General features: G+C 62.7%; 19 protein-coding genes and 1 rRNA gene. 18 read left to right on the top strand and 2 right to left on the bottom strand.

Going from position 1 to position 24,586, the window contains the following annotated elements; all coding sequences use genetic code 11:
- Window positions 1-136: 136 nt before the first annotated feature.
- Window positions 137-249, top strand: a 5S ribosomal RNA gene (gene rrf / locus BLQ92_RS22775).
- 155 nt (window positions 250-404) lie between these two features.
- On the opposite strand, the gene BLQ92_RS22770 is transcribed toward rrf, so the two are convergent.
- Window positions 405-1,598 (bottom strand): M20 aminoacylase family protein, encoded by a 1,194-nt coding sequence (locus tag BLQ92_RS22770; protein ID WP_090686783.1) that lies wholly within the window; start codon window positions 1,596-1,598, stop codon window positions 405-407.
- A 170-nt stretch (window positions 1,599-1,768) separates the two neighbouring features.
- On the opposite strand from BLQ92_RS22770, the gene BLQ92_RS22765 reads away from it, so the two are divergent.
- Both BLQ92_RS22765 and BLQ92_RS22760 read left to right on the top strand, forming a co-directional pair.
- Entirely contained in the window at window positions 1,769-3,847 is a 2,079-nt protein-coding gene (locus BLQ92_RS22765; RefSeq protein WP_090686782.1) for a molybdopterin-containing oxidoreductase family protein, read from the top strand.
- Between the two features lie 158 nt (window positions 3,848-4,005).
- Window positions 4,006-5,679 (top strand): long-chain fatty acid--CoA ligase, encoded by a 1,674-nt coding sequence (locus BLQ92_RS22760; protein ID WP_090686781.1) that lies wholly within the window; start codon window positions 4,006-4,008, stop codon window positions 5,677-5,679.
- A 229-nt stretch (window positions 5,680-5,908) separates the two neighbouring features.
- Here the strand turns inward: BLQ92_RS22760 and BLQ92_RS22755 are convergent, their stop codons facing one another.
- Entirely contained in the window at window positions 5,909-7,078 is a 1,170-nt protein-coding gene (locus BLQ92_RS22755) for a porin (protein ID WP_090686780.1), read from the bottom strand.
- 301 nt (window positions 7,079-7,379) lie between these two features.
- Here BLQ92_RS22755 and coq7 point away from each other — a divergent pair, with 301 nt between their 5' ends.
- The 15 genes from coq7 to ftsA all read left to right on the top strand — a co-directional run bounded on the left by coq7 (window position 7,380) and on the right by ftsA (window position 24,552).
- A complete protein-coding gene (coq7, locus tag BLQ92_RS22750) occupies window positions 7,380-8,009 on the top strand; it encodes a 2-polyprenyl-3-methyl-6-methoxy-1,4-benzoquinone monooxygenase (RefSeq protein WP_090686779.1) in 630 nt (209 codons plus the stop codon).
- A gap of 443 nt (window positions 8,010-8,452) precedes the next feature.
- On the top strand, window positions 8,453-8,881 hold the full coding sequence (mraZ, locus tag BLQ92_RS22745; protein ID WP_090686778.1) for a division/cell wall cluster transcriptional repressor MraZ: 429 nt from the start codon (window positions 8,453-8,455) through the stop codon (window positions 8,879-8,881).
- Between the two features lie 15 nt (window positions 8,882-8,896).
- A complete protein-coding gene (gene rsmH, locus BLQ92_RS22740; RefSeq protein ID WP_090686777.1) occupies window positions 8,897-9,850 on the top strand; it encodes a 16S rRNA (cytosine(1402)-N(4))-methyltransferase RsmH in 954 nt (317 codons plus the stop codon).
- Complete coding sequence (gene ftsL / locus BLQ92_RS22735; RefSeq protein ID WP_090686776.1) at window positions 9,847-10,203, top strand: cell division protein FtsL; 357 nt, start codon at window positions 9,847-9,849, stop codon at window positions 10,201-10,203. Before rsmH ends, ftsL begins: the two co-directional genes overlap by 4 nt.
- Entirely contained in the window at window positions 10,200-12,068 is a 1,869-nt protein-coding gene (locus BLQ92_RS22730; RefSeq protein ID WP_090686775.1) for a peptidoglycan D,D-transpeptidase FtsI family protein, read from the top strand. The genes ftsL and BLQ92_RS22730 overlap by 4 nt, the downstream gene beginning before the upstream one ends.
- Complete coding sequence (locus BLQ92_RS22725; protein ID WP_090686774.1) at window positions 12,065-13,624, top strand: UDP-N-acetylmuramoyl-L-alanyl-D-glutamate--2,6-diaminopimelate ligase; 1,560 nt, start codon at window positions 12,065-12,067, stop codon at window positions 13,622-13,624. The genes BLQ92_RS22730 and BLQ92_RS22725 overlap by 4 nt, the downstream gene beginning before the upstream one ends.
- A complete protein-coding gene (locus tag BLQ92_RS22720) occupies window positions 13,621-15,045 on the top strand; it encodes a UDP-N-acetylmuramoyl-tripeptide--D-alanyl-D-alanine ligase (protein ID WP_090686773.1) in 1,425 nt (474 codons plus the stop codon). Before BLQ92_RS22725 ends, BLQ92_RS22720 begins: the two co-directional genes overlap by 4 nt.
- 17 nt (window positions 15,046-15,062) lie before the next feature.
- Complete coding sequence (gene mraY / locus BLQ92_RS22715; protein WP_090686772.1) at window positions 15,063-16,232, top strand: phospho-N-acetylmuramoyl-pentapeptide-transferase; 1,170 nt, start codon at window positions 15,063-15,065, stop codon at window positions 16,230-16,232.
- Between the two features lie 28 nt (window positions 16,233-16,260).
- Entirely contained in the window at window positions 16,261-17,775 is a 1,515-nt protein-coding gene (murD, locus tag BLQ92_RS22710; protein WP_090686771.1) for a UDP-N-acetylmuramoyl-L-alanine--D-glutamate ligase, read from the top strand.
- Entirely contained in the window at window positions 17,772-19,034 is a 1,263-nt protein-coding gene (ftsW, locus tag BLQ92_RS22705; RefSeq protein WP_090686770.1) for a putative lipid II flippase FtsW, read from the top strand. The genes murD and ftsW overlap by 4 nt, the downstream gene beginning before the upstream one ends.
- On the top strand, window positions 19,031-20,188 hold the full coding sequence (gene murG, locus BLQ92_RS22700) for an undecaprenyldiphospho-muramoylpentapeptide beta-N-acetylglucosaminyltransferase (protein ID WP_090686769.1): 1,158 nt from the start codon (window positions 19,031-19,033) through the stop codon (window positions 20,186-20,188). The genes ftsW and murG overlap by 4 nt, the downstream gene beginning before the upstream one ends.
- Window positions 20,185-21,591, top strand: coding sequence for a UDP-N-acetylmuramate--L-alanine ligase (gene murC / locus BLQ92_RS22695; RefSeq protein ID WP_090686768.1), 1,407 nt, complete (start codon window positions 20,185-20,187; stop codon window positions 21,589-21,591). The genes murG and murC overlap by 4 nt, the downstream gene beginning before the upstream one ends.
- Window positions 21,588-22,529: a D-alanine--D-alanine ligase gene (locus BLQ92_RS22690; RefSeq protein WP_090686767.1), complete on the top strand. Its 942-nt coding sequence runs from the start codon at window positions 21,588-21,590 to the stop codon at window positions 22,527-22,529. The genes murC and BLQ92_RS22690 overlap by 4 nt, the downstream gene beginning before the upstream one ends.
- Window positions 22,530-22,539: 10 nt before the next feature.
- Window positions 22,540-23,292 (top strand): cell division protein FtsQ/DivIB, encoded by a 753-nt coding sequence (locus tag BLQ92_RS22685; RefSeq protein ID WP_090686766.1) that lies wholly within the window; start codon window positions 22,540-22,542, stop codon window positions 23,290-23,292.
- A 27-nt stretch (window positions 23,293-23,319) separates the two neighbouring features.
- Complete coding sequence (gene ftsA / locus BLQ92_RS22680) at window positions 23,320-24,552, top strand: cell division protein FtsA (protein WP_074262553.1); 1,233 nt, start codon at window positions 23,320-23,322, stop codon at window positions 24,550-24,552.
- Window positions 24,553-24,586 lie beyond the last annotated feature (34 nt).

Raw genomic sequence — 24,586 nt, 5'->3', positions numbered from 1 at the left:
AGGACACCACGCACAGGTTGAGTGATCAGTGTTGTGCCAGAAACAACACAACCCGCATCAAACGAGAGGCATCCTCTCAGCTACTTCTTCCAGATTGGCTGTGCCGCCCACAAAGGCGACACGGCAACAAGTCATGCCTGATGACCATAGCGAGTCGGTACCACCCCTTCCCATCCCGAACAGGACCGTGAAACGACTCCACGCCGATGATAGTGCGGATTCCCGTGTGAAAGTAGGTAATCGTCAGGCTCCCTAGCAAGACCAGAAACCCCGCCTCTCAAAGGCGGGGTTTTTGCGTTTACGCGCCCGGAAGTGCGTCAAGCCAGCCGGCAGGCTACAACTACCCACGCGGAATACGCGGAACGAACCCACCGTCCCGCGTTCAGAAAACCGACCGAGATCGACTACGCCTGCGCAAGGAATTTCTGCGCCAGCCTGACCCAATACGTCGAGCCAATCGGCAAAAGCTCATCGTTGAAGTCGTAACTCGCGTTATGCAGCATGCACGGGCCTGCTCCGTGCCCGGCGTCCCGATGCCCACCCTCGCCATTCCCGAGAAAGGCATAACAACCCGGCTTCGCCAGCAGCATGAACGAAAAGTCTTCGGCGCCCATCGTCGGCTCGACGGCCTCGTCGACCTTTTCCGCACCGACAATCTCTTTCATGACGGAAGCAGCAAATCGCGTCTCTGCGCCGCTATTCACGGTCGGCGGATAGTTTCGATGAAAAACCACATTCACCGAGCAGTCATATGCCGCGGCGGTATTCTCGGCAATCTTGCGCATGCGTGTCTCGATCAGATCGAGCGTTTCCGTGGTGAATGTCCGTACAGTTCCCGCAATCCAGGCATCATCGGGAACCACGTTCACCGCGTCGCCGGCGTGAATCTGCGTGATCGATAGCACCGCGGTGTCGAGCGGTTTCTTGTTGCGCGTAATAATGCTCTGCAGCCCGCTGGCGATCTGCACCGCCGTGAACACCGGATCGCGGCCGTTGTGCGGTAACGCAGCGTGGGAACCTACGCCTTTGATTTCAATGCGAAATTCGTTACTCGATGCCATGATCGGGCCTTCGGTTACACCGAAATGCCCTGCCGGCATACCCGGCCAGTTGTGAATGCCGAAAACTGCATCGACCGGAAAGCGAGTGAACAGTCCGTCGTCGATCATCGCCTGTGCGCCCGCGCCACCTTCCTCGGCCGGTTGGAAAATGAAGACGATCGTGCCGTCGAACTCGCCATACTTGGCCAGGTGCCGCGCTGCGCCCAGCAGCATGGCCGTATGGCCGTCATGGCCACAGGCGTGCATCTTTCCTTCATGGCGCGAGCGATGCTCGAAGCTGTTGAGTTCGTGAATCGGAAGGGCATCCATGTCGGCCCTTAGGCCGATTGATCGCTCACTGCTGCCGCGCTTCAGAATGCCCACGACCCCAGTTTTGCCGAGCCCGCGATGCACCTCGATCCCCCAGTCGCTCAAGCTCTTCGCGACCAGATCGGATGTCTGGGTCTCTTCGTAACGCAGCTCTGGGTGGGCGTGAATTGTTCGTCGGAGTGTTTGTATTTCGCCGTGGGCGGCCTGGATTTCAGGGATTAGTTTCATGATGAGGTGTACTTCGCTGTGCAGTGAGTTGCTCGAGGCATCTTTGCCCGGGCTCGGTAATGACCAATTCTACGCTCCCCGGCATTTTTGGCGGCACGGCTGCATGCAGGTGATTGCGGAAGGAATAAAATCGCATTTCGCGACAAGTCGCTCTTTCACGGATCGTCTGAATGAATGCCCCGATCGAATTTGCCCGCGCAGTCTGTCCGCACGACTGCCCGGATACCTGCGCGATGCGCGTGACCGTCGAGAACGGGCGTGCGGTCAAGGTGGCAGCAGATCCAGATCATCCACCGACCCAAGGTGCGTTGTGCACCAAAGTCAGCCGTTATGCCGAGCGTGTCCATCATCCGCGTCGGCTGACGACGCCGATGCGTCGCGTCGGCGCAAAGGGCGAGGGCCGCTTCGAGCCTATTGGCTGGGATGAAGCGCTCGAGCTAGCGGCGACGCGTTTGTCGGAGATCGCGGCTCGTGCACCCGAGGCGATCGTCCCTTACAGCTATGCGGGCACGATGGGCTTGGTGCAAGGCGATAGCATCGCCCAGCGGTTCTTCCACAAGCTTGGCGCGTCCCAACTTGACCGCACGATTTGTGCGGCAGCCGGCGCCGCCGGACTCAAATACACCTATGGTGCGAGTCTCGGCATGCTGACGGAGTTCTTCGCCGAAAGCGAGCTCATCCTCATCTGGGGTTCGAATCCAATCGCGTCGAATCTACATTTCTGGACTCGTGCTCAAGAGGCCAAGCGCCGCGGCGCACGCCTTATCGCGATCGACCCGTATCGTTCGCTGACGGCAGAAAAGTGCCATCAGCATATCGCGCTCAAACCCGGTACCGACGGCGCGCTCGCGCTCGGCATGATGCATGTGCTGATCGCCGAAGATCTGCTCGACCATGCTTATATTGCCGACCACACGCTGGGTTTTGAGGCATTGAAGGCGCGTGCGCTCACGTACACACCCACCCGCGCCGCGCAAATCTGTGGCATCGACGAACAAACGATTGTCGACCTGGCCCGTCAGTACGGAGGAACCCGCAAGGCCGCGATCCGGATGAATTACGGTCTGCAGCGAGTGCGCGGCGGAGGCAACGCTGTGCGCGCGATTGCCTGTCTGCCATCGCTGACCGGTGCCTGGCGCGAGCGGGCCGGCGGGGCTCTGCTTTCGTCGTCGGGATGGGCGCCAGTTGATTCTCACGCCTTGCAACGTCCTGACCTGATTCCCGGATGGCCGGCCACGCAACCGCGCGTCATCAACATGAACGCAATTGGCGACGCCTTGCTGCATCCTGGCGACGCGCAGTTCGGTCCCAAGGTCGAGGCGGTGATCGTCTATAACTCGAATCCCGTCGCGGTCGCACCGGACTCGGAGCGGGTCGCCGCAGGCTTCGCGCGAGAGGATCTGTTCACGATCGTCCTCGAGCATTTCCAGACTGACACGGCGGACTACGCCGACTTGTTGCTACCCGCGACCACCCAGCTTGAACACCTCGACCTGCACAAGTCCTACGGCCACACCCACGTGATGGTGAACCTTCCGGCTATCCAGCCGGTGGGGCAGGCGCGGCCTAACACTGAAATTTTCCGCGGCATCGCTCGCCATATGAACCTCCAGGAGCCCGCGTTGTTCGAGAGCGACGAGACCGTGGCCGCGCACGCGTTCCGCTGGAATGACCCGGTTTTTGACGGCGTCGACTGGGAATCGTTGAAGCGCAGCGGATGGGCGAAACTCAATCTGCCCGACGCACCGTTTGCCGAAGGTGGCTTCCGCACGCCATCGGGCAAGTGTGAGTTTTTCAGCGAGCGTCTCGCGCAGCAGGGGCTCGATCCGCTGCCGGACTATTTACCGCCCTACGAGTCCGTCGACGGCGACCCGAAGCTCGCAGCCCGTTATCCATTGGCGATGATCTCGCCACCGGCCCGTAACTTCCTGAACAGCACGTTCGTCAACGTCGAGAGTTTGCGCTCGACGGAAGGTGAACCTCACCTCGATATTCACCCCGCCGACGCGCGGCATCGTGCGGTAATGGATGGTGATCTTGTGCGTATCTTTAACGATCGCGGCTCGATGCAGGCCCGCGCGCGCGTCACCGACAAAGCGCGCGAGGGTCTCGTGGTCGGCCTCTCAATCTGGTGGAAAAAGCTTGCCCCCGACGGCCGCAATGCGAACCAGGTGACGAGCCAGGCGCTAACCGATCTTGGCGGCTCGGCCACCTTCTACGACTGCCTCGTCGAAGTCGAGCGCGTTTGAAATCCCAATCATTCACCGCCGTGCATGGCGCGCCATCATCTGCAAACCGCGTTCGAGGGGGGCGTCTAACCCATGTGCATTTCACGAATAGTGGGGTGGGCCGCATGCTACGATGCGTTTTTAGCACGACCATTCGAAAATAAAGGAGGAGACGCCGCATGGAAAAAATCTGGCTGAAATCATATCCGCCCGGCGTTCCAGCCGAGATCGATACGAGTCGATACTCGTCCGTTGCAGACCTGTTCGAAGAAAGTTTCCGGGAATATCGCACCAAGCCGGCCTTCGTCTGCATGGGCAAGCAGATCACGTATGGCGAGCTCGACGCCTTGTCGCGCAAGCTTGCGGCCTGGTTTCAGTCGAAGGGCATTGCGCGCGGCGCTCGGATCGCCATCATGATGCCGAACGTGCTGCAGTATCCGGTGGCGATCGCGGCCATTCTGCGTGCCGGCTACGTGGTGGTGAACGTGAACCCTCTGTACACGCCGCGCGAGCTCGAGCATCAGCTCAAGGACAGCGGCGCCGAAGCCATCATCCTGCTCGAAAATTTTGCGGTCACGCTGCAGGCGGTGGTGCGCAACACCGCGATCAAGCATGTGATCGTTGCGGCGATGGGCGATTTGATGGGCGCGAAAGGGCTCATCGTCAATTTTGTCGTGCGCCGCATGAAAAAGATGGTGCCGGCGTGGAGTCTGCCCGGCCACGTCAAGTTCAACGCCGCGATTGCGGAAGGTGCGCGCCACGAATTCAAGCCGGTCAAGCAAGGACCGGAGGACGTCGCGTTCCTGCAGTACACCGGTGGCACAACCGGGGTTGCCAAAGGCGCAACTCTCACGCATCGCAATCTGATCGCCAACGTCTTGCAGTCGCAAATCTGGCTCGACCCGGCTCGAGAAGGACGAGGCGACATCGATCAGTTCATTACGGTCGTGGCGCTGCCGCTCTATCACATCTTTGCCTTGACGGTCTGTGGCCTGCTGACGATTCGCACGGGCGGCCTCGGCGTGTTGATTCCAAACCCGCGCGACATCGGCGGCATGATCAAGGAGTTGCAGGGATACGCGATCACGACCATCCCTGCGGTGAATACGCTCTATAACGCGATGCTCAACCATCCTGATTTCGACAAGCTCGACTTTTCGAAGCTGCTTGTCGCGAATGGCGGCGGGATGGCGGTGCAGGAAGCCGTGGCCAAGCGCTGGTTTGAAAAGACCCATGCCCCGATCGTCGAAGGTTACGGGATGTCCGAGACTTCGCCGTGCGTGACCTGCAACCCGGTGACGGTCACCTCTTACAGCGGCACGATTGGTCTGCCGCTGCCGTCGACCGAAATCTCGATTCGCGACGATGAAAACAACGAGGTGCCTCTCGGCCAGCCGGGTGAAATCTGCATTCGCGGTCCGCAGGTGATGGCCGGCTACTGGAACCGGCCGGATGAAACCGCCAAGGTGATGACGCCGGATGGCTTCTTCAAATCGGGCGACGTTGGCATTGTGAGCGACGCTGGATACGTGAAGATCGTCGATCGCAAGAAGGACATGATTCTGGTGTCCGGCTTCAACGTGTATCCGAATGAGGTCGAGGACGTGGTTGCCAAGCTGCCGGGCGTGTTCGAAGTCGCGGCAGTCGGCGTGCCTGACCAGCATTCGGGCGAAGCGGTGAAGCTGTTTGTGGTCAAGAAGGATCAGGCGCTGACCGACGCGGACATCTTTGCGTTCTGCAAGGAGCAGCTTACCGGTTACAAGCGGCCGAAGCTCATCGAGTTCCGCACGGAGCTGCCGAAGAGCAACGTGGGCAAGATCTTGCGACGCGAATTGCGCGACGGCCGGGTGTAGCGCGCGCCTTACCCTTGCGGTAGCAACAAGAAAAGCCCAATAGGCGCATACCTGTTGGGCTTTTTGTCGTTTTGCGGTAGGGCATTCGGGCCGCGAACCGAGCCCGTGGGGTCGCTCGCCAGTCTCAGGCATCCGTCACACGCACCACCCGCAGCGTAACCGCACTTCGCGTCCAATAAAAAAAGGCGCCCGAAGGCGCCTTTGAGGCATACCGCTTTGTTACGACTTATTAGAACTTGTGGCGGATACCGATGCGAGCCGTGAACTGGTTCTGGTTCGCCGAATTCGTCAGGTTGTTGATGTTTGCCGTTGCGTCGACCACAGCGCCTGCTGTATTCAGCGTGTCGCCCAAAGCGTGTTGATACACACCCGTCAGATACACGTCGGTACGCTTGGACAGGAAGTAGTCCACGCCAAGTGCGCCCTGGTGGTACTGAGCACGCGATGCGCCAGCGATTTCTACGCCGCGCGTGTAGTCATATGCAGCGCCGATCAGCAATGCCGGGGTCAACTGATACTTGAAGTTGAGTTCCGCGTTGTTGAACGTAGCCGATTGGCCGGTGTAAGGCGATGCGAACGTCTTGCCCAGGTTGCCGAAACGGATGTTCGAGTACGTTGCGCCGATCGTTGCTGCGCCGAACGTGTACGCGCCACCCGCACCGATGACCTGGTACGTGTTAGCCGACGTGAAGCCTTCATAGATCGTCGACGTCACAGCGGCGTCCGCTGCCGATGCCGTGCCGCCGTTGTTGAACAGGCCACCCGACGCTGCCGGGGTGCGTGCGTTCAAGTAACCGACGCCGAGAACGAGAGGACCGTTGTTGTAGCCAGCGCCCAACGACCAGATCTGGTTCCCCGTGACATTGCCCGCAATGCCGCCGAAGCTATACGTGCCGCCGAACGTCAGGCCGTTGTAGTTCTGGCTGGTGAACTTGATCGTGTTGTTGGTGCGGTACGCGTTGTTGAAGTTGTCGATGTCGCCCGGGTGAGCAGCGATGTAGCCACCCCATTGGTCACCAACTTCCAGCGGACCGACGTAGTCAACCACAGAGTCGTACTGACGACCCAGCGTGACCGTGCCGTAGTTGCTCGACAGACCGACATAAGCTTGACGGCCGAACAAGAGACCGCCTTGATTCATCTTGCCGGTGTTCTCGTCAAAACCGTTTTCCAGCACGAAGATTGCTTTCAGGCCACCACCGAGGTCTTCAGTACCGCGCAGGCCCCAACGGCTGCCTTGCAGAACACCAGCCGACAGGTTGTACAGGTGCTGGCCCTTCACGTTGGTGTTGACGTTGAAACCTTCGTCAATGATGCCGTACAGGGTCACGCTGCTCTGCGCATGAGCGACACCAGCAAACGCGCCCAATGCTGCTAGAGCGAGAAGCGACTTTTTCATCGAATGATCTCCAAGGAAATGCGAATTTTTTGTACAAGGCGAATATTTATGGTGCAGCGGGGGCCTTGCTATCTAACTTCGCGAGAAGTTGCAGGTAATGTAACAAAAGGCATACCCTGCACAAAGAAAAAGCAGGTTGCTCGGAACGCGCCTGTTTCGTTTACGCAACATGGTCTAAAATCCGAAATTAGCCATGAAATCAGCCCTTAACCGGGGTTCCCGGCGCGCGATTTGCTCCGCAAACGCACGACACACGGAGCTTTGGGGGATCCGGGCTGGTGTGTCGAACCGGGAGGGCTGGATGGTGTTGGATGAATTGATTACTGAACTGGATCGGGGTTTACGCTCAATGACGGGCGTGTCGCGGATGAGTCGCCCTGTTCCGGTTCCGCCTGAGTCGGCCGAGGCGCCGGAACTGTCGCCGGCGGAGCGCGAGCATGCCGCGGGCCTGATGCGGGTCAACCATGTGGGCGAAGTGTGCGCCCAAGCGCTCTACCAGGCGCAAAAGCTCGCCACCCGTTCGCCTGCCTTGAAAGAGGCATTCGAGCACGCGGCCCGCGAAGAGGAAGATCATCTGGCGTGGACGGCGCGTCGCCTCGAGGCGCTCGACTCGCGGCCAAGCCTGCTGAATCCGCTGTGGTATGCCGGCGCCCTTGCAGTGGGTCTGGTCGCTGGCCGCTTTGGGGACCGGGTGAGCCTCGGCTTCATGGCGGAGACCGAGCGCCAGGTCGAGCAGCATCTCGACGGCCATCTGGAGAAGCTGCCCGAGGCGGATCTCGCGTCGCGCGCCATCGTTGAACAGATGCGTGCTGATGAAGCCGCGCATGGCAAAGCCGCGCTTGACGCTGGCGGTGTCGAGCTGCCGTTTCCCGCACGTGCGTTAATGCGCGCTGCGTCGAAAATCATGACCCGGACTGCTTACTACGTTTAATCGCTCTGAAGTGGGACGGCACCGTGCGTGCCGTCCGCTTAATCGCCTCAAACCCTCCGCTGATTCGTCTGATCCCCCGCCGCAGATCGCTTAGATTCCACGCCTTTCGCCCGTACTTTTCACGTATCACCTTCACAAGTTGCACTAGTGCATTCATTTATAACGGTTTTCCGTTTTAGGTCTGACGTGAAGGAGTCGCGCTAAGTCCTTGTTCTAACAAACAAATTTCGTTAAAAATCCGCGCTTCTCCCTTGACCCCTGTTTAGCCTTCCTCTAAAGTGGGAGACAGTGTGAGAAAGTGTATTTTTGTGTGATTCCCGAGGGGTATTCGGGTAAATTTTCGAGAACAGGCGAGCGGCGCGCCGCGCCGTGATCGCAACTAGGTTGCATGGGCCAGAGTAAAGCGTTGAAGCGCTAACGCTGGTCGACAGGGGAGAGCGGAAGTGTTCCAAGGGGCGTCGGCGCTAACACTCGATGCGAAGGGGCGGATGTCCGTCCCGGCTCGCTATCGGGATGCGCTGCAAGGACAGGCAGAAGGCCGGGTGACGATCACCAAGCATCCGGACGGCTGCCTGTTGCTATTTCCGCGCCCGGAATGGGAAGTCTTCCGCACCAAGATCGCTGCGCTGCCAATGGACGCCCACTGGTGGCGCCGGATTTTCCTTGGCAATGCTTCGGATGTCGATCTGGACGGCGCGGGTCGCGTGCTGGTCTCTCCTGAATTGCGGATGGCGGCTTCGCTGGAAAAGGAAGTCATGTTGCTGGGCATGGGTAGTCACTTCGAGTTGTGGGATGCACAAACCTACGCGGCCAAGGAACAGGCGGCGATGGCGCAGGGCATGCCCGACGCGTTGAAGAATTTCACGTTCTGATCGCGGCATACATATATGGCACCTGCGATGGGAAACGAATTGCAGCATCGCACGGTGCTGCTGGAAGAAGCGGTCGAGGCGTTGGTCAAGCGCCCGGACGGCGTCTATGTGGACGGCACGTTCGGACGCGGCGGTCATAGCCGTGCTGTGTTGGGCAAGCTGGGCGAGTCGGGGCGCTTGATTGCGTTCGACAAAGACCCGCTCGCCATCGCCACGGCGCAGAAAATTGCCGATCCGCGCTTTGAGATCGTGCACGAGAGTTTTGCTTCACTGCGCGACGCAATTGCGGAGCGCGGGGTAGGGCGGGTGTCGGGGGTGTTGCTGGATCTGGGCGTGTCGTCGCCGCAAGTCGACGATCCGGAGCGGGGCTTCAGCTTCCGCGCCGACGGCCCGCTCGACATGCGGATGGACCCGACACGCGGCGAGTCTGCTGCTGACTGGCTGGCGCGGGCCACGGTGCAGGAACTGACGGAGGTAATACGAGATTATGGGGAAGAACGGTTTGCTTTTCAGATTGCAAAGGCGCTTGTTGCTCGCCGGGCAGAGTCCGACCGTCTTGGGCCTCTCGTCAGCACGGGCGAGCTTGCCCAAATCGTGGCTAACGTCGTCAAGACCCGTGAGAAGGGCAAGGATCCGGCAACCCGCACCTTTCAAGCTATACGGATTCACATCAATCAAGAGCTTGCGGAGCTGCAAGTCGTTTTAGAAGCAGCGTTGGCGCTGTTGGAGCAAGGGGGGCGGCTGGTCGTGATCAGCTTTCATTCGCTCGAGGATCGGATCGTCAAACGGTTCATGCAGGCGCACGCCAGTACGCCTGCGGTCGACCGTCGCCTGCCGATCCGTGCGGTCGACCTGCCCAGCCCGCCGCTCAAGATCATTGGCCGCGTGTTCGCGAGCGACGCTGAAGTCGCCGCGAATCCGCGCGCCCGTTCTGCTGTGATGCGTGTGGCGGAGCGTATCGCGCCATGAGCCGCCTCAATATCTTTCTGCTGATTGTTGTAATGGGTTGTGCCTTGTCTGTAGTCAACGCCACGAATCAGCAGCGTCAGATCTTTATCCAGTTGCAGCGCGCGCAATCTCAGGAGCGCCAGCTGCAGCAGGACTACTCGCAGCTTCAATATCAGCAGAGCGCGATGTCGAAGACTTCGCGCATCGAGCAGATTGCGACGGACTCGCTGAAAATGCAGTCCGTCACGACCGGCCGCACCCAATATCTGACGCTCGACCCGGGCGCCGCCACGGCTGAAGATGCGCCAGTGCCGACTTCGGCGCCGGCCTCGGCATCGACCCCGCTCACCACCCGTCACGGGGGCGCGCGATGAAAAAGACGTCGAACCGCAAGAGCGTTCCGTTCGCATCGAACCCGATCCTCTCCGTGCGCCTGCCGATGTGGCGCTCGAAGCTCGTCGTGTTCATGCTGTTCATGGCGTTCGTCGCGCTCGCTGGCCGTGCCTTCTGGATTCAGGGTCCGGGCAACGCGTTCTATCAGAAGCAGGGCGAAAGCCGCTATCAGCGCACGCTGGAGATGCCGGCTACGCGCGGCAAGATTCTCGACCGTAACGGCCTTGTCCTGGCCACGAGCTTGCCGGTGCGCGCCATTTGGGCAATTCCCGAAGCTGTGCCGGACGATCTCGGCGCGGACAAGCTGGCCGCGCTCGGCAAGCTGCTTGGTATGACGAATACCGAATTGCGCGCCAAGCTCTCCGAAGATAAGAACTTCGTCTATGTGAAACGCCAGGTGCCGGTCGACGTCGCCGCACAGGTGGCTGCGCTCGACATTCCCGGCATTTATCAGCGTGACGAATACAAGCGCTTCTACCCGGAAGGCGAGATTGCGGCCCACCTGATCGGCTTCACCAATGTCGAGGACGAGGGCCAGGAAGGCGTCGAACTCGGTGACCAGAAGCAGCTCGAGGGTATGCCGGGCATCCGCCGCGTCATCAAGGACCGGATGGGGCACATTATTGAGGACGTCGACGAACAGGTCGTGCCGCACAACGGCCAGGACGTGGATCTGGCCATCGACAGCAAGATCCAGTACATCGCCTACACCAACCTGAAGGCCGCGGTTGAGAAATTCAAGGCCAAGGCCGGCGCGGCCATGGTGATCGACGTGCGTACCGGCGAAGTGCTGGCGCTCGTCAATTATCCGACCTTCAACCCGAACGACCGCTCGCACCTGACCGGCGACCAGTTGCGCAACCGGGTGCTGACGGACGAGTTCGAGCCAGGCTCGATCATGAAGCCGTTCACGATCTCGCTCGCGCTCGATCTGCATCGCGTGGCGCCGACTACACTGGTAGACACGGGGCCGGGCCACTTCAATCTCGATGGCGCGACGATCACCGACGACAGCGCGTTCGGCGTGCTGACGGTTGGCGGCGTGATTCAGAAATCGAGCAACATCGGCGCGACGAAGATCGCCATGACGCTCAAGCCCGAAGAGATGTGGAATATGTATACCAGCATCGGTCTTGGCCAGGCGCCGAAAATCGGCTTCCCCGGCGCGACCGCGGGCCATTTGCGGCCGTGGAAGAGCTGGCGCCGCATCGAGCAGGCGACGATGTCGTACGGTTACGGCTTGTCGGCGTCGCTGTTCCAGTTGGCGCGTGCCTACACTGCCATCGCGCACGACGGCGAAATTATGCCGGTGACCATCTTCCGCTCGCCGGGCGATCAGCCCGCCAGCGGTCCGCAGATTTTCTCGCCGGTCACCGCCCGCGAAGTGCGCGCGATGCTCGAAACCGTGGTCGCGCCCGGCGGTACCTCGCCCGATGCAGCGGTGCCGGGTTACCGCGTCGGCGGCAAGAGCGGCACGGCATACAAGCACGGCGCGCACGGCTACGACAAATCGAAGTACCGCGCGTCGTTCGTCGGCATGGCGCCGATGCCGGATCCTCGCATCGTGGTCGCCGTGTCGGTGGATGAGCCGACGGCCGGCAGCCACTTCGGCGGCCAGGTGTCGGGTCCGGTGTTCTCGGCGATCGCCGGGGACACCCTGCGCTCGCTCAATATTCCCCCTGACATGCCGGTCAAGCAGATGGTGGTATCGGACGATTCGGCGCCGGTCGCTCCTGCCGCCCCGGGCCTGCCGCCCCCGGCCGCCAAGAAGCTCGCTACGGGCGGCGGCGCCAGGAAAATGACCATCGCGGCCAACGCGAAAAGCCATCCAGGAGTGGTTCGATGAGTGCGCTACGTTCGAAGCATCCAGCGCACCGGCAAATCGCCGACGCACTCACCTGGCTGCACGCCCGCGTGCAGCCAGGTGCTCATCTGCACGCCGATTCGCGCTCGCTCGCGGCGGGCGACGTGTTTCTCGCCTACGCGGTCGACGGCGCCGACAACCGCCCGTTTATCGACAGCGCGATCGAACGCGGCGCGGCTGCGGTTTTGTTTCAACCCGAGAATTTCACCGGCACGCCGGATTCCACGCTGGCGCTCGCTGTGCCGGCGTTGAACGAGCTGGCGGGTTCGATCGCCAGTAGCTGGTATGGCGACCCGAGCGACGCGATGCGGGTGGTCGGCGTCACGGGCACCAACGGCAAGACCTCGTGCAGCCAGTGGATTGCCGCCGCGCTGAGCGCGCTCGGCACGCCCTGCGCGATCATCGGCACGCTGGGTAGCGGCATGCCTGGTCACCTGGTGCATACCGGCTTCACGACACCGGACGCGCCGCAGCTGCAGCGCAGTCTCTCGCAATTGCGCGATGCCGGTGCCAAGGCGGTGGCGATGGAAGTGTCGTCGCATGCGCTGCATCAGGGGCGCGTGAACGGCACGGCCTTCAATATTGCCGTGTTCACCAATCTCACCCAGGATCACCTGGACTACCACGGCACCTTCGCCGCTTACGAGGCCGCCAAGGCGCGTCTGTTTGCATGGCCGGAGCTGCGTTGCGCGGTGATCAATCACGACGACGCAGCCGGCCAACGACTGCTTGCCAGCACCCGGGGTCACGCACGCACGATCGCCTACGGGCTTGGCACGCGCACCGAGGCGCCGGACACCGCAGCGCCGCAAGCCGACGCCTGGCTGCACGCGACCGACGTCCGTGCGACCGCGACCGGTACGGCGTTTTATCTGACCACCTCCGACTGGGGCGACGCCGAAGTCGAAGTCCAGACGCTCGGCGCCTTCAACGTCAGCAACCTGCTGGGCGTGCTCGGCGCGCTGCTCGCCGCGGACGTGCCGTTCGACGCGGCACTGGCCGAACTGGCGAAGCTCGAGCCCGTCAACGGCCGCATGCAACGCCTGGGCGGCCGCCTGCAGAACGACGAGCCGCTCGTCGTGATCGACTACGCCCACACGCCGGACGCACTGGAAAAGACCCTCGAAGCGCTGCGCCCGATGGCGGCGGCGCGCGGCGGCGAACTGATCTGCATGTTCGGCTGCGGTGGCGATCGCGACGCGACCAAGCGTCCGCTGATGGGCGCGATTGCGGAAAAGCTGGCGGACGGTGTGGTCGTGACAAGCGACAACCCGCGCAGCGAAGACCCGCAGAAGATTCTCGACCAGATTGCGGCCGGCATGAAAGACGCGTCGAAGGCCCGCCGCATTGAGGATCGTGCAAGCGCCATCCTGCAGGCGATTCGTACTGCGGCGCGCGAAGACGTGATTGTGCTGGCGGGTAAGGGGCACGAAGCAACACAGGAAATCATGGGTAAGAAACGCGCTTTCTCCGATCAGGATCACGCACGTCTGGCGCTGGCCGCCCGTGCGACGCACGCTCGCGGAGGTGGCGAATGACGATGTTTTCTCTGCGCGAAGCTGCGGCGTTGATACCGGGCGCGACCGTTTTGGGTGACGACAGCATCACGTTCGAGCATGTGTCGACCGATAGCCGCACCGCAGGTCCGGGTGACCTGTTCGTCGCGCTCAAGGGCGACCGGTTCGACGCGCACGATTTCCTGTCCGACGTGGCCGTCCGCGATATCGCCGCGGCACTGGTCACGCGCATTCCGGCCGACTGGCAAGTGCCCGCCTTGAAGGTGGCCGACACGCGAGCCGCGCTGGGCGCGCTCGCACGCGGCTGGCGCCGTCGCTTCGCGATGCCGCTCGTCGCGGTGACGGGCAGCAACGGCAAGACGACGGTCAAGGAAATGATTGCGTCGATCTTCGCGGCGGCGGTCGGTGCGGACGCCCGGTTGGCTACCGCCGGCAACTTCAACAACGACATCGGCCTGCCGCTTACGTTGTTCCGTCTCAGCGCCGCGCATCAACTGGCGGTAGTGGAACTCGGCATGAATCACCCCGGCGAAACCGCCTTGCTCGGCAAGATCGCCGAGCCGACGGTGGCGGTGGTGAACAACGCACAGCGCGAGCACCAGGAGTTCATGGCAACCGTGGAAGCGGTCGCGCTGGAACATGCCAGCGTGATTCACGCGCTGTCCCCTGAGGGCGTCGCGGTGTTTCCGGCAGATGACGCCTACGCGAGCATCTGGCGTGTGGCCGCCACCGGCAACCGCATCATCGACTTCGCGCTCAACTCCGCAGACCGCACGACCGAGGCCGCCGTGACCGGCACGTTCACCGGCAACCTGCTGAGCATCGATACGCCGGAAGGCCACCTCGACGTCACGCTGCAGGTGCTCGGCGACCACAACGCGCACAACGCGCTGGCGGCCACTTCCGCCGCGCTGGCCGCAGAGGTCTCGCTCGACGCGATCCAGCGCGGGCTCGAATCGTTCGGCGCGGTGAAAGGACGCCTGCAGGTCAAGCGCGCGGCGCTCGGCGCGCTGGCCGGCGCCACGGTGATCGACGACACCTACAACGCCAACCCCGATTCGATGCGCGCTGCGATCGACGTGCTTGCCTCCCGGCCGTCCCCGCGCCTGCTGGTGATGGGCGACATGGGCGAAGTCGGCGACAACGGTCCGGCGTTTCACCGTGAAATCGGTGCTTACGCCAAAGAGCGCGGCATCGACGCGCTGTACGCGCTCGGCGATGCGTCGCGCGATGCCTGCACCGCCTATGGCGAAGGTGCGCATCACGTCGACGATGTCGCCGCGCTCGTCGTACAACTGCTGCAGGCCGCTCAATTGGAAGGAAACGGCGCTGCAGCAACGCTTCTCGTGAAAGGCTCGCGCTTCATGAAAATGGAACGCGTGGTGGACGCCGTAACGAGTCCACAACCCATCGCACCGGGCGCGGCGCCCGGCGCACATTGAAATAGAAGGACCGAAGCATGCTACTGGCGCTGGCGCAATGGCTGCAGAATGACGCAAGCTTCTTGCGCGTGTTCAGTTATCTGACTTTCCGGGCTGTCGCGGCGACGATCACCGCGCTGTTGATCGGGCTCGTCTGCGGCCCGGCGGTGATCCGCAAGCTGACGGCCATGAAGGTGGGTCAGGCCGTCCGAAAAGACGGCCCGCAAACCCACCTCGTCAAATCCGGCACCCCGACCATGGGCGGCGTGCTGATCCTGCTCGGCATCGCGGTGTCGACGCTGCTGTGGGCCGACCTGACCAACCGTTTCATCTGGATTGTGATTCTCGTCACCTTCGGTTTCGGCGTGATCGGCTGGGTCGACGATTACCGCAAGGTGGTCTACAAGGACCCGCGCGGCATGTCGTCGCGCGAGAAGTATTTCTGGCAATCGGTGATCGGTCTGTTTGCCGCCGTTTATCTCGCCTTTAGCGTGTCCGAAGCGAGCAACGTGCGAGTGTTCGACCTGTTCATGGCGTGGGTGCGTAGCGGCCTGTCGATGGGTCTGCCGCCGCACGCCGATCTGATGCTGCCGTTCTTCAAGTCGATCAGCTATCCGCTCGGCGTGTGGGGCTTCATCGTGCTGACGTATCTGGTGATCGTCGGCGCCAGCAATGCCGTGAATCTGACCGACGGCCTCGACGGTCTGGTGATCATGCCCGTCGTGCTGGTGGGCGCGTCGCTCGGTGTGTTCGCGTATGTGATGGGTAGCTCGGTGTACTCGAAATACCTGCTGTTTCCACATATCGCCGGCGCCGGTGAACTGTTGATTTTCTGTTCCGCGATGGGTGGGGCAGGGCTCGCGTTCCTCTGGTTCAACACGCACCCCGCGCAGATGTTCATGGGCGACGTCGGCGCGCTGGCGCTGGGCGGCGCGCTCGGCACCATCGCGGTGATCGTGCGCCAGGAAATCGTGCTCTTCATTATGGGCGGCATCTTCGTGGCGGAGACGCTCTCCGTGATGCTGCAGGTGACCTGGTTCAAGTTCACCAAGCGCCGTTACGGCGAAGGCCGGCGCCTCTTCAAGATGGCGCCGCTGCATCACCATTTCGAATTGTCCGGCTGGAAGGAGACGCAGGTTGTCGTGCGTTTCTGGATCATCACGCTGATGCTGTGTCTGTTCGGTTTGTCCACGCTCAAGTTGCGTTAAGCAGTTGACGAAGTAAAAAGGGAAAGCGATGTTTGGCGAGAAGTTTCGGGATCGGCAAAAGCCGATGGTGCTCGTGCTGGGACTCGGTGAATCGGGTCTCGCGATGGCGCGCTGGTGCGCGCGGCACGGGTGTCGGCTGCGCGTGGCTGACACGCGCGAGGTGCCGCCGAACCTGTCCGGGCTGGAAGCGCATGGCATCGATGCCGACTTTGTCGGCGGTCCGTTTTCGCCTGTGCTGCTCGAAGGCGTCGAACTGGTGGCGATCAGCCCCGGTTTGTCGCCGCTTGCCGCCGACCTGCTGCCGCTGATTACCGAAGCACGCGAAAAGGACATCCCGGTCTGGGGCGAGCTTGAATTTTTCGCCCAGGCGCTGAAGACGCTGGGCGAGAGCGGCTATGCGCCGAAGGTCATCGCGATCACCGGCACCAACGGCAAGACCACCACGACGAGTCTGACCGGCCTGCTGTGCGAACGCGCCGGCAAGAAGGTCGCGGTGGCAGGCAATATCAGCCCCGCCGCGCTCGACAAGCTGACCGAAGCGATCGACAACACCGCGCTGCCCGATGTGTGGGTGCTCGAACTGTCGAGCTTCCAGTTGGAAACGGCGCATACGTTTGCCCCGGATGCGGCGGTCGTTCTCAACATCACGCAGGACCACCTCGACTGGCATGGCGGACTCGACGCCTACGCCGCGGCGAAGGGCCGGATTTTCGCAGCAGAGACCGTGCGGGTGCTGAACCGCGACGACGCTCGCGTGATGGCGCTCGCGCCCGCCGCCGAGGCAACGGCGCCGGTGGTCACCTTCGGTGTCACCGAGCCGACGCGTCCCGGGGACTACGGCCTGATGCGCGACAACGGCATCATTTGGCTCGTTGAAGCTCATGACCGTGACGCCACCGACGAACCCGCGCCGACCCGTCGTCGCAAGAACGAAACCGCCGCACCGCCGAGCATCGGCCTCAAGCGCCTGATGCCGGCCGATGCGCTGCGCATCCGCGGCCTGCATAACGCCGCCAACGCGCTCGCCGCATTTGCGCTGGCGCGCGCGATCGATTTGCCGGGCGCGCCGTTGCTGCATGGCTTGCGCGAGTACCGCGGCGAGCCGCATCGGGTGGAGCTGATCGCCTCGATCGACGGCATCGACTATGTGGACGACAGCAAGGGCACCAACGTCGGTGCGACCGTCGCGGCGCTCGACGGCCTCGCGCAGCGCGCGGTGCTGATTGCCGGTGGCGACGGCAAGGGCCAGGAATTCGACCCGCTCGCCGCACCGGTGATGCGCTGGTGCCGTGCGGTGATGCTGATCGGCCGCGATGCGCCGCTGATTCGCGCCGCGCTCGCCGACACCGGTATCGCAATGACCGATCACGCCACGCTCGAAGAAGCCACGCTTGCCGCGGCAGCGCTCGCGCAGCCGGGCGATGCCGTGCTGCTGTCGCCGGCCTGTGCGAGCTTCGACATGTTCAAGGGTTACGCGCATCGTGCCGCGGTGTTTCGCAGCACGGTTGAAGACATCGCTGCCGAGCGGGGGACGATGATATGAGCTGGTCGGAACGCTTCGGTTCGCGCCTCGCCAAGCAGCGCGGCTCAGTCGGCGATGCGAGCGCAGGCCGCACCACGAGCGGCCTCGCGAGCGCCGTCAACGGCGTGCGTCCGCTGCGCTCGCGCATGCTCGATTACGACCACTCGCTGCTGTGGGTAGTGATCGCGCTGCTGGGCCTCGGCATCGTGATGGTGTACTCGGCGTCGATTGCGATGCCGGACTCGCCGAAGTACTCGTCGTATCGCGACTGGGCCTTCCTCGTGCGCCAGATCATCTTCGTGGTGATGGGCTCGGTGGTGGGCGTGATCGCCTTCCGGATTCCGGTTTCGACCTGGGACAAGTACGCGCCGAAGCTCTTCCTGCTGGCCTTACTGAGTCTTGTGATCGTGCTGATTCCGCACATCGGCAAGGGCGTGAACGGCGCGCGCCGCTGGATCCCGCTCGGCATCACGAACATGCAGCCGTCGGAAATCATGAAGCTCGCCGTGACGATCTACGCGGCGAACTACACCGTGCGCAAGCAGGAATACATGCATAGCTTCGCCAAGGGATTTTTGCCGATGGCGTTTGCCGTGGGCGTGGTCGGCGCGTTGCTGCTGCTCGAGCCGGACATGGGCGCTTTCATGGTGATCGCCGCGATCGCGATGGGCGTTCTGTTCCTCGGCGGCGTGAACGGCAAGCTGTTCGGCGGCCTGGTGGCGACCGCGGTCGGCACCTTCAGCCTGCTGGTGTGGGCGTCGCCGTGGCGTCGTGAGCGGATCTTCGCGTACCTCGATCCATGGGACGACCGTTACGCGCAGGGCAAGGCGTATCAATTGACGCACTCGCTGATCGCTTTCGGGCGCGGCGAATGGTTTGGCGTGGGCCTCGGCGGTAGCGTTGAAAAGCTCAACTACCTGCCGGAAGCGCATACCGACTTTATCCTCGCGGTGATCGGCGAGGAACTGGGTTTTGTGGGCGTGCTGGTGGTGATCCTGATGTTCTACTGGATCGTGCGCCGCTCGTTCGAAATCGGCCGTCAGGCGCTGGCGCTCGATCGCACCTTTGCGGGGCTGGTGGCGAAGGGCATGGGCCTGTGGTTCGGCGCGCAGACCTTTATCAATATGGGCGTGAACCTCGGCTTGCTGCCGACCAAGGGTCTCACATTGCCGCTCGTCAGCTACGGTGGTTCGGGCATTTTGCTGAACTGTGTGGCGGTCGCGGTGCTGATGCGCGTCGACTATGAGAACCGGGTGTTGATGCGCGGAGGGAAAGTATGACCCCCACGCAGCAGCGCACCCTGATGGTGATGGCCGGCGGCACCGGAGGACACGTGTTCCCGGGACTCGCGGTCGCCCATCTGATGCAGGCGTGGGGCTGGAAAGTCGTGTGGCTCGGCAACCCCGCGGGCATGGAAGCAACGCTCGTCGCCAAGCACGGCATTCCGATGGAATACGTGCGCTTCGGCGGTCTGCGCGGCAAGGGCCTGAAGACCAAGCTGATGCTGCCGGTCAATCTGCTGCGCGCCTGCGCCCAGAGCTTGAGCGTGCTGCGGCGCGTGAAGCCCGACGTGGTGCTCGGCATGGGCGGTTACATCACGTTCCCGGCCGGTTTGATGACCGCGTTGAGCGGCCGTCCGCTCGTGCTGCATGAACAGAATTCGATTGCCGGCCTCGCAAACAAGGTGCTGGCGAAAGTCGCGAAACGCGTGCTCGTGGCGTTCCCGGACGCGCTGCCGCATGCCGAATGGACCGGAAATCCGATTCGTGAGGAACTTGCGCGCGCATTGCCACCCAAAGCACGCTACGCCCAACGCAGCGGTCCGCTGAATGTGCTGGTATTTGGCGGCAGTCTGGGGGCCGCGGCTTTGAACGAAGTCGTGCCGCGTGCACTGGCATTGCTGGATCCGCAGGAACGTCCGCGCGTGGTGCATCAGGCGGGCGCGAAGCATATCGATGCGCTGAAAGCGAACTATGTGGAAGCGGGTTTGCTGGCCGCCAATGGTGAGGCCGGTGAAGCGGGTCAAGAAGCAAACGTGCGGCTCGTGCCGTTCATCGACGACATGAAGAGCGCCTACGCGAACGCGGATCTGGTGATCTGCCGTTCGGGCGCGATGACCGTCGCCGAGATTGCGGCCGTGGGCGTGGCGGCGCTGTTCGTGCCGTTCCCGCATGCGGTCGACGATCACCAGACAACTAACGCAGCGTTCCTCGCCGATCACGGCGCGGCGCTGGTCGTGCAGCAACGCGATCTGACGGTGGATGGACTCGCCGCCTGGTTGCGCAGCCAGACCCGCGAGAGTCTCGCGGAGATGGCAGAGCGTTCGCGCTCGCTCGCGAAACCGGATGCCACGGAACAGGTCGCGCAGATTTGCGCGAGCGTGGCAGGTGTCGTCCCGAGCCAGAGCCCGAGCACAGAAGGAAGGCAACAATGAAACACATCGTCAAACATATTCATTTCGTCGGTATCGGCGGCGCAGGGATGAGCGGCATCGCCGAAGTGCTGGTGAACCTCGGCTATCAGGTGAGCGGCTCGGACCTGGCGAAGAACGCCGTGACCGACCGCCTCGCCGCGCTCGGCGCGCGCATTGCGATCGGCCATGACGCCGAGAACATCGAAGGCGCGAACGCCGTGGTCGTCTCGACGGCTGTGCGCAGCGACAACCCGGAAGTGCTGGCCGCGCGTCATCGCCGCATTCCGATCGTGCCGCGCGCGGTGATGCTCGCCGAACTGATGCGCCTGAAGCAAGGCATTGCGATTGCCGGCACGCACGGCAAAACGACGACCACCTCGCTGGTGGCGAGCGTGCTCGCCGCGGGCGGTCTCGATCCGACTTTCGTGATCGGCGGCCGGCTGATCAGCGCAGGCGCGAACGCGCGCCTCGGCACCGGCGACTTCATCGTCGCCGAAGCGGACGAGTCGGATGCGTCGTTCCTGAATCTGTTCCCGGTGATCGAAGTCATCACGAACATCGATGCCGATCACATGGACACCTACGGCCACGATTTTGCGCGGCTCAAGCAGGCGTTCATCGAGTTCACGCATCGCCTGCCGTTCTACGGCATTGCGGTGCTGTGCGTCGACGATCCGAACGTGAAGGAGATCCTGCCGTTCGTCTCGAAGCCGATCATTCGCTACGGTCTCGCGGCCGATGCGCAGGTGCGCGCGGTGAACGTCGAGGCTCACGATGGCCGGATGCACTTCACGGCGCTGCGCGAAGATGCGGCGCCGATCGACATCGTTTTGAACCTGCCGGGCACGCACAACGTGCAGAACGCTTTGGCCGCCATTGCGATTGCGACTGAACTTGAAGTGAAAGATGCCGATATCCAGCGAGCGCTGGCGGATTTCAACGGCGTAGGCCGGCGCTTCCAGCGCTACGGCGAAGTGCTGGTGACTTCAGGCGAAAAGCCCGGCGGCACCTACACGCTGGTCGACGACTACGGCCATCACCCGGTGGAAATGGCCGCGACGATTGCTGCGGCCCGTGGCGCGTTCCCTGGCCGGCGTCTGGTGCTGGCGTTCCAGCCGCACCGCTTCACGCGTACGCGTGACTGCTTCGAAGATTTTGTGAAAGTGCTGTCCACCGTCGATGCTTTGGTGTTGACGGAGGTCTATTCAGCGGGCGAAGCGCCGATCGTCGCCGCCGACGGCCGGGCGCTGGCACGCGCGATCCGCGTGGCGGGCAAGACCGAACCGGTGTTTGTCGAAACGGTGGATGAAGTGCCGGATGCGCTCGCGGCTCTGGTGCGTGAAGGCGATGTGGTGATCACGATGGGTGCGGGTTCGATCGGCGGTGTGCCCGGTCGCATCGCGCAAAGCGAAGGTGTGAAATGAGCAGTATCGATCCTAAGACGTTCGGCAAAGTGGCAGTCCTGCTTGGCGGTGAATCCGCCGAGCGCGAAGTGTCGCTCAACTCGGGCCGCCTCGTGCTGCAAGGCTTGCGCGAGGCCGGCATCGACGCTCATCCGTTCGACCCCGCTGAGCGTCCGCTCGCGGCGTTGAAAGACGAGGGTTTTGTGCGCGCCTTCAACGCGCTGCATGGCGGCTACGGCGAGAACGGCCAGATTCAGGGCGCGCTCGACTTCTACGGCATTCGCTACACCGGCAGCGGCGTACTGGGCTCGGCGCTCGGTCTCGACAAGTTCCGCACCAAGCTCGTGTGGCAGCAACTGGGCGTGCCGACGCCGCCGTTCGAAGCGGTGCTGCGCGGTGACGACTATGCGGCGCGCGCGGCGGATATCGTCGCCAAGCTCGGCTTGCCGCTGTTCGTGAAGCCGGCAAGCGAAGGTTCGAGCGTCGCGGTAATCAAGGTGAAGAGCGCCGATGCGTTGCCGGCTGCGCTGGAAGAAGCCGCGAAGTTCGACAAGATCGTCGTGGTGGAAAAGAGCATCGAAGGCGGCGGCGAGTACACCGCATGCATTGCAGGCGACCTGGATCTGCCGGTGATCCGTATCGTGCCGGCGGGCGAGTTCTACGACTATCACGCGAAGTACGTCGCCAACGATACGCAGTACCTGATTCCGTGCGGCGTGGCGCCGGCCGAGGAAGCGCGCCTGAAGACGCTGGCGCGCCGCGCGTTCGACGTGCTCGGCTGCACCGATTGGGGCCGTGCCGATTTCATGCTGGATGCACAGGGCAACCCGTATTTCCTCGAAGTGAACACGGCGCCGGGCATGACCGATCACTCGCTGCCGCCGAAAGCGGCGCGTGCGGTCGGCATCAGCTACAAAGAACTGGTCGTGAGCGTGTTGGCGCTCACGCTGAAGGGCTGACGTTATCGCTATGTGGAACAACGTTCGCCAGCTCAATTTCGCCGCCAACGCGTTGCACGCGTTGCTGGTGCTCGTGCTGCTGGCGGCTGGCGGGATCTGGCTGGTGCAGCGGCCGAACTTTGCGTTGCGCGAAATCCGCATCGACGGCGACACCGAGCACATCAATTCGCCAACGGTGCGCGCCGGGGTAGTGGGCCGCTTGAAGGGCAACTTTTTTACCGTGGATCTGGACGCGGCGCGCCAGGCCTTCGAACAGATGCCGTGGGTGCGTCACGCGAGTGTGCGGCGCGTCTGGCCGAATGCGCTGGCTGTCACGCTGGAAGAGTACAAACCGCTAGGGACGTGGGGCAGCGATCAACTGGTGAGCGTGGACGGCGAACTGTTCACGGCCAATCAGGGCGAACTCGAAGAGGATCTGCCGGCCTTCGACGGTCCCGACGGCACGGCGCAGGAAGTGGTCGCACGCTATCGCGACTTCAAGAAATGGTTTGCGCCGCTGGGCGCGACGCCGGAAGAGGTAACGCTGTCGCCGCGTTACGCCTGGACGGTGAAGCTGTCGAACGGCACGCAGGTGGAACTGGGGCGCGAGCGCAATCAGCAGACGCTGTTTGATCGCAGCCGGCGCCTGACGGCGGCGTGGGCAGCAGTGACGCAACGTTGGGGGAAGGATATCGAGTATGCGGACTTGCGCTATCCGAACGGTTTCGCGATTCGCGCAGCAGGCATGCGCTTTATCAGCGAACCCGACAAAGGCAAGAAGTAACGGAACATCACACGCAATGAGCACGCTATGAGTAAAGACTACAAAGATCTGCTGGTCGCCCTCGACATTGGGACGTCGAAGGTCGTGGCCATCGTCGCCGAGCTGAAAGGCGAAGGTCACTACGAGGTGATCGGCCTCGGCCAGAGCGAATCGAAGGGGCTCAAGAAAGGCGTGGTGGTGAACATCGAGGCCACCGTGCAGTCTATTCAGCGGGCGCTTGAAGAAGCCGAGCTGATGGCTGACTGCAAGATCACGAATGTGTTTACCGGGATCGCCGGCAGCCATATCCGCTCGTTCAATTCGAGCGGCATGGTGGCGATCAAGGAAAAGGAAGTCACGCAGGCGGACGTCGCGCGCGTGATCGAGACGGCCAAGGCGATCAACATCCCGACCGATCAGCAGGTGCTGCACATCCTGACCCAGGAATTCATCATCGACGGCCAGGAAGACGTCCGCGAGCCGATCGGCATGAGCGGCATCCGCCTCGAAGTGAAGGTGCATATCGTGACGGGCGCGGTGAGCGCGGCGCAGAACATCGTCAAGTGCGTGCGCCGTTGCGGGCTTGAAGTGAACGACCTGATCCTGCAGCCGCTGGCGTCGTCGCTGGCGGTGCTGACGGAAGACGAGAAGGAGCTGGGCGTGGTGCTGGTCGACATCGGCGGCGGTACGACGGACATCGCGATTTTCAGCGAAGGCGCGATCCGTCATACCGCGGTGATTCCGATCGCCGGCGACCAGATCACCAGCGACATCGCCATGGCGCTGCGTACGCCGACGCCGGATGCGGAAGACATCAAGGTCGACTACGGCATTGCCAAGCAGGCGCTTGCCGATCCGGACGAGATGATCGAAGTGCCGGGTCTGGGCGAGCGCGGTCCGCGCACGCTGTCGCGCCAGGCGCTGGCGGCGGTGATCGAGCCGCGTGTCGAAGAACTGTTTTCGCTCGTGCAGCAGGTGGTGCGCGAGTCGGGTTACGAGGAACTGCTGAGCTCCGGCGTGGTTCTGACCGGTGGTGCGTCGATGATGATCGGCATGGTCGAACTGGGTGAGGACATTTTCCTGAAGCCGGTGCGGATCGGCGTGCCGGAATACGCGGGCGGTCTCGCGGACGTGGTGCGCAACCCGCGCTACTCGACGGCGATGGGCCTGCTGGTGGAAGGACGTTCGCAACGGATGCGCGGCCGCAAGGTGGCGGTGCAATCCGGTTCGATGGGCCAGGTCTTCACCCGCATGAAGGACTGGTTCCTGGGCAATTTCTAAAGCATTCGCTGTACGAACGGTTTTTAAAATACGC

It is taken from the genome of Paraburkholderia phenazinium, from assembly GCF_900100735.1.
In the GTDB taxonomy this organism is placed as follows: Bacteria; Pseudomonadota; Gammaproteobacteria; order Burkholderiales; family Burkholderiaceae; genus Paraburkholderia; species Paraburkholderia phenazinia.
This window is presented reverse-complemented; position numbering and strand designations above follow the sequence as displayed.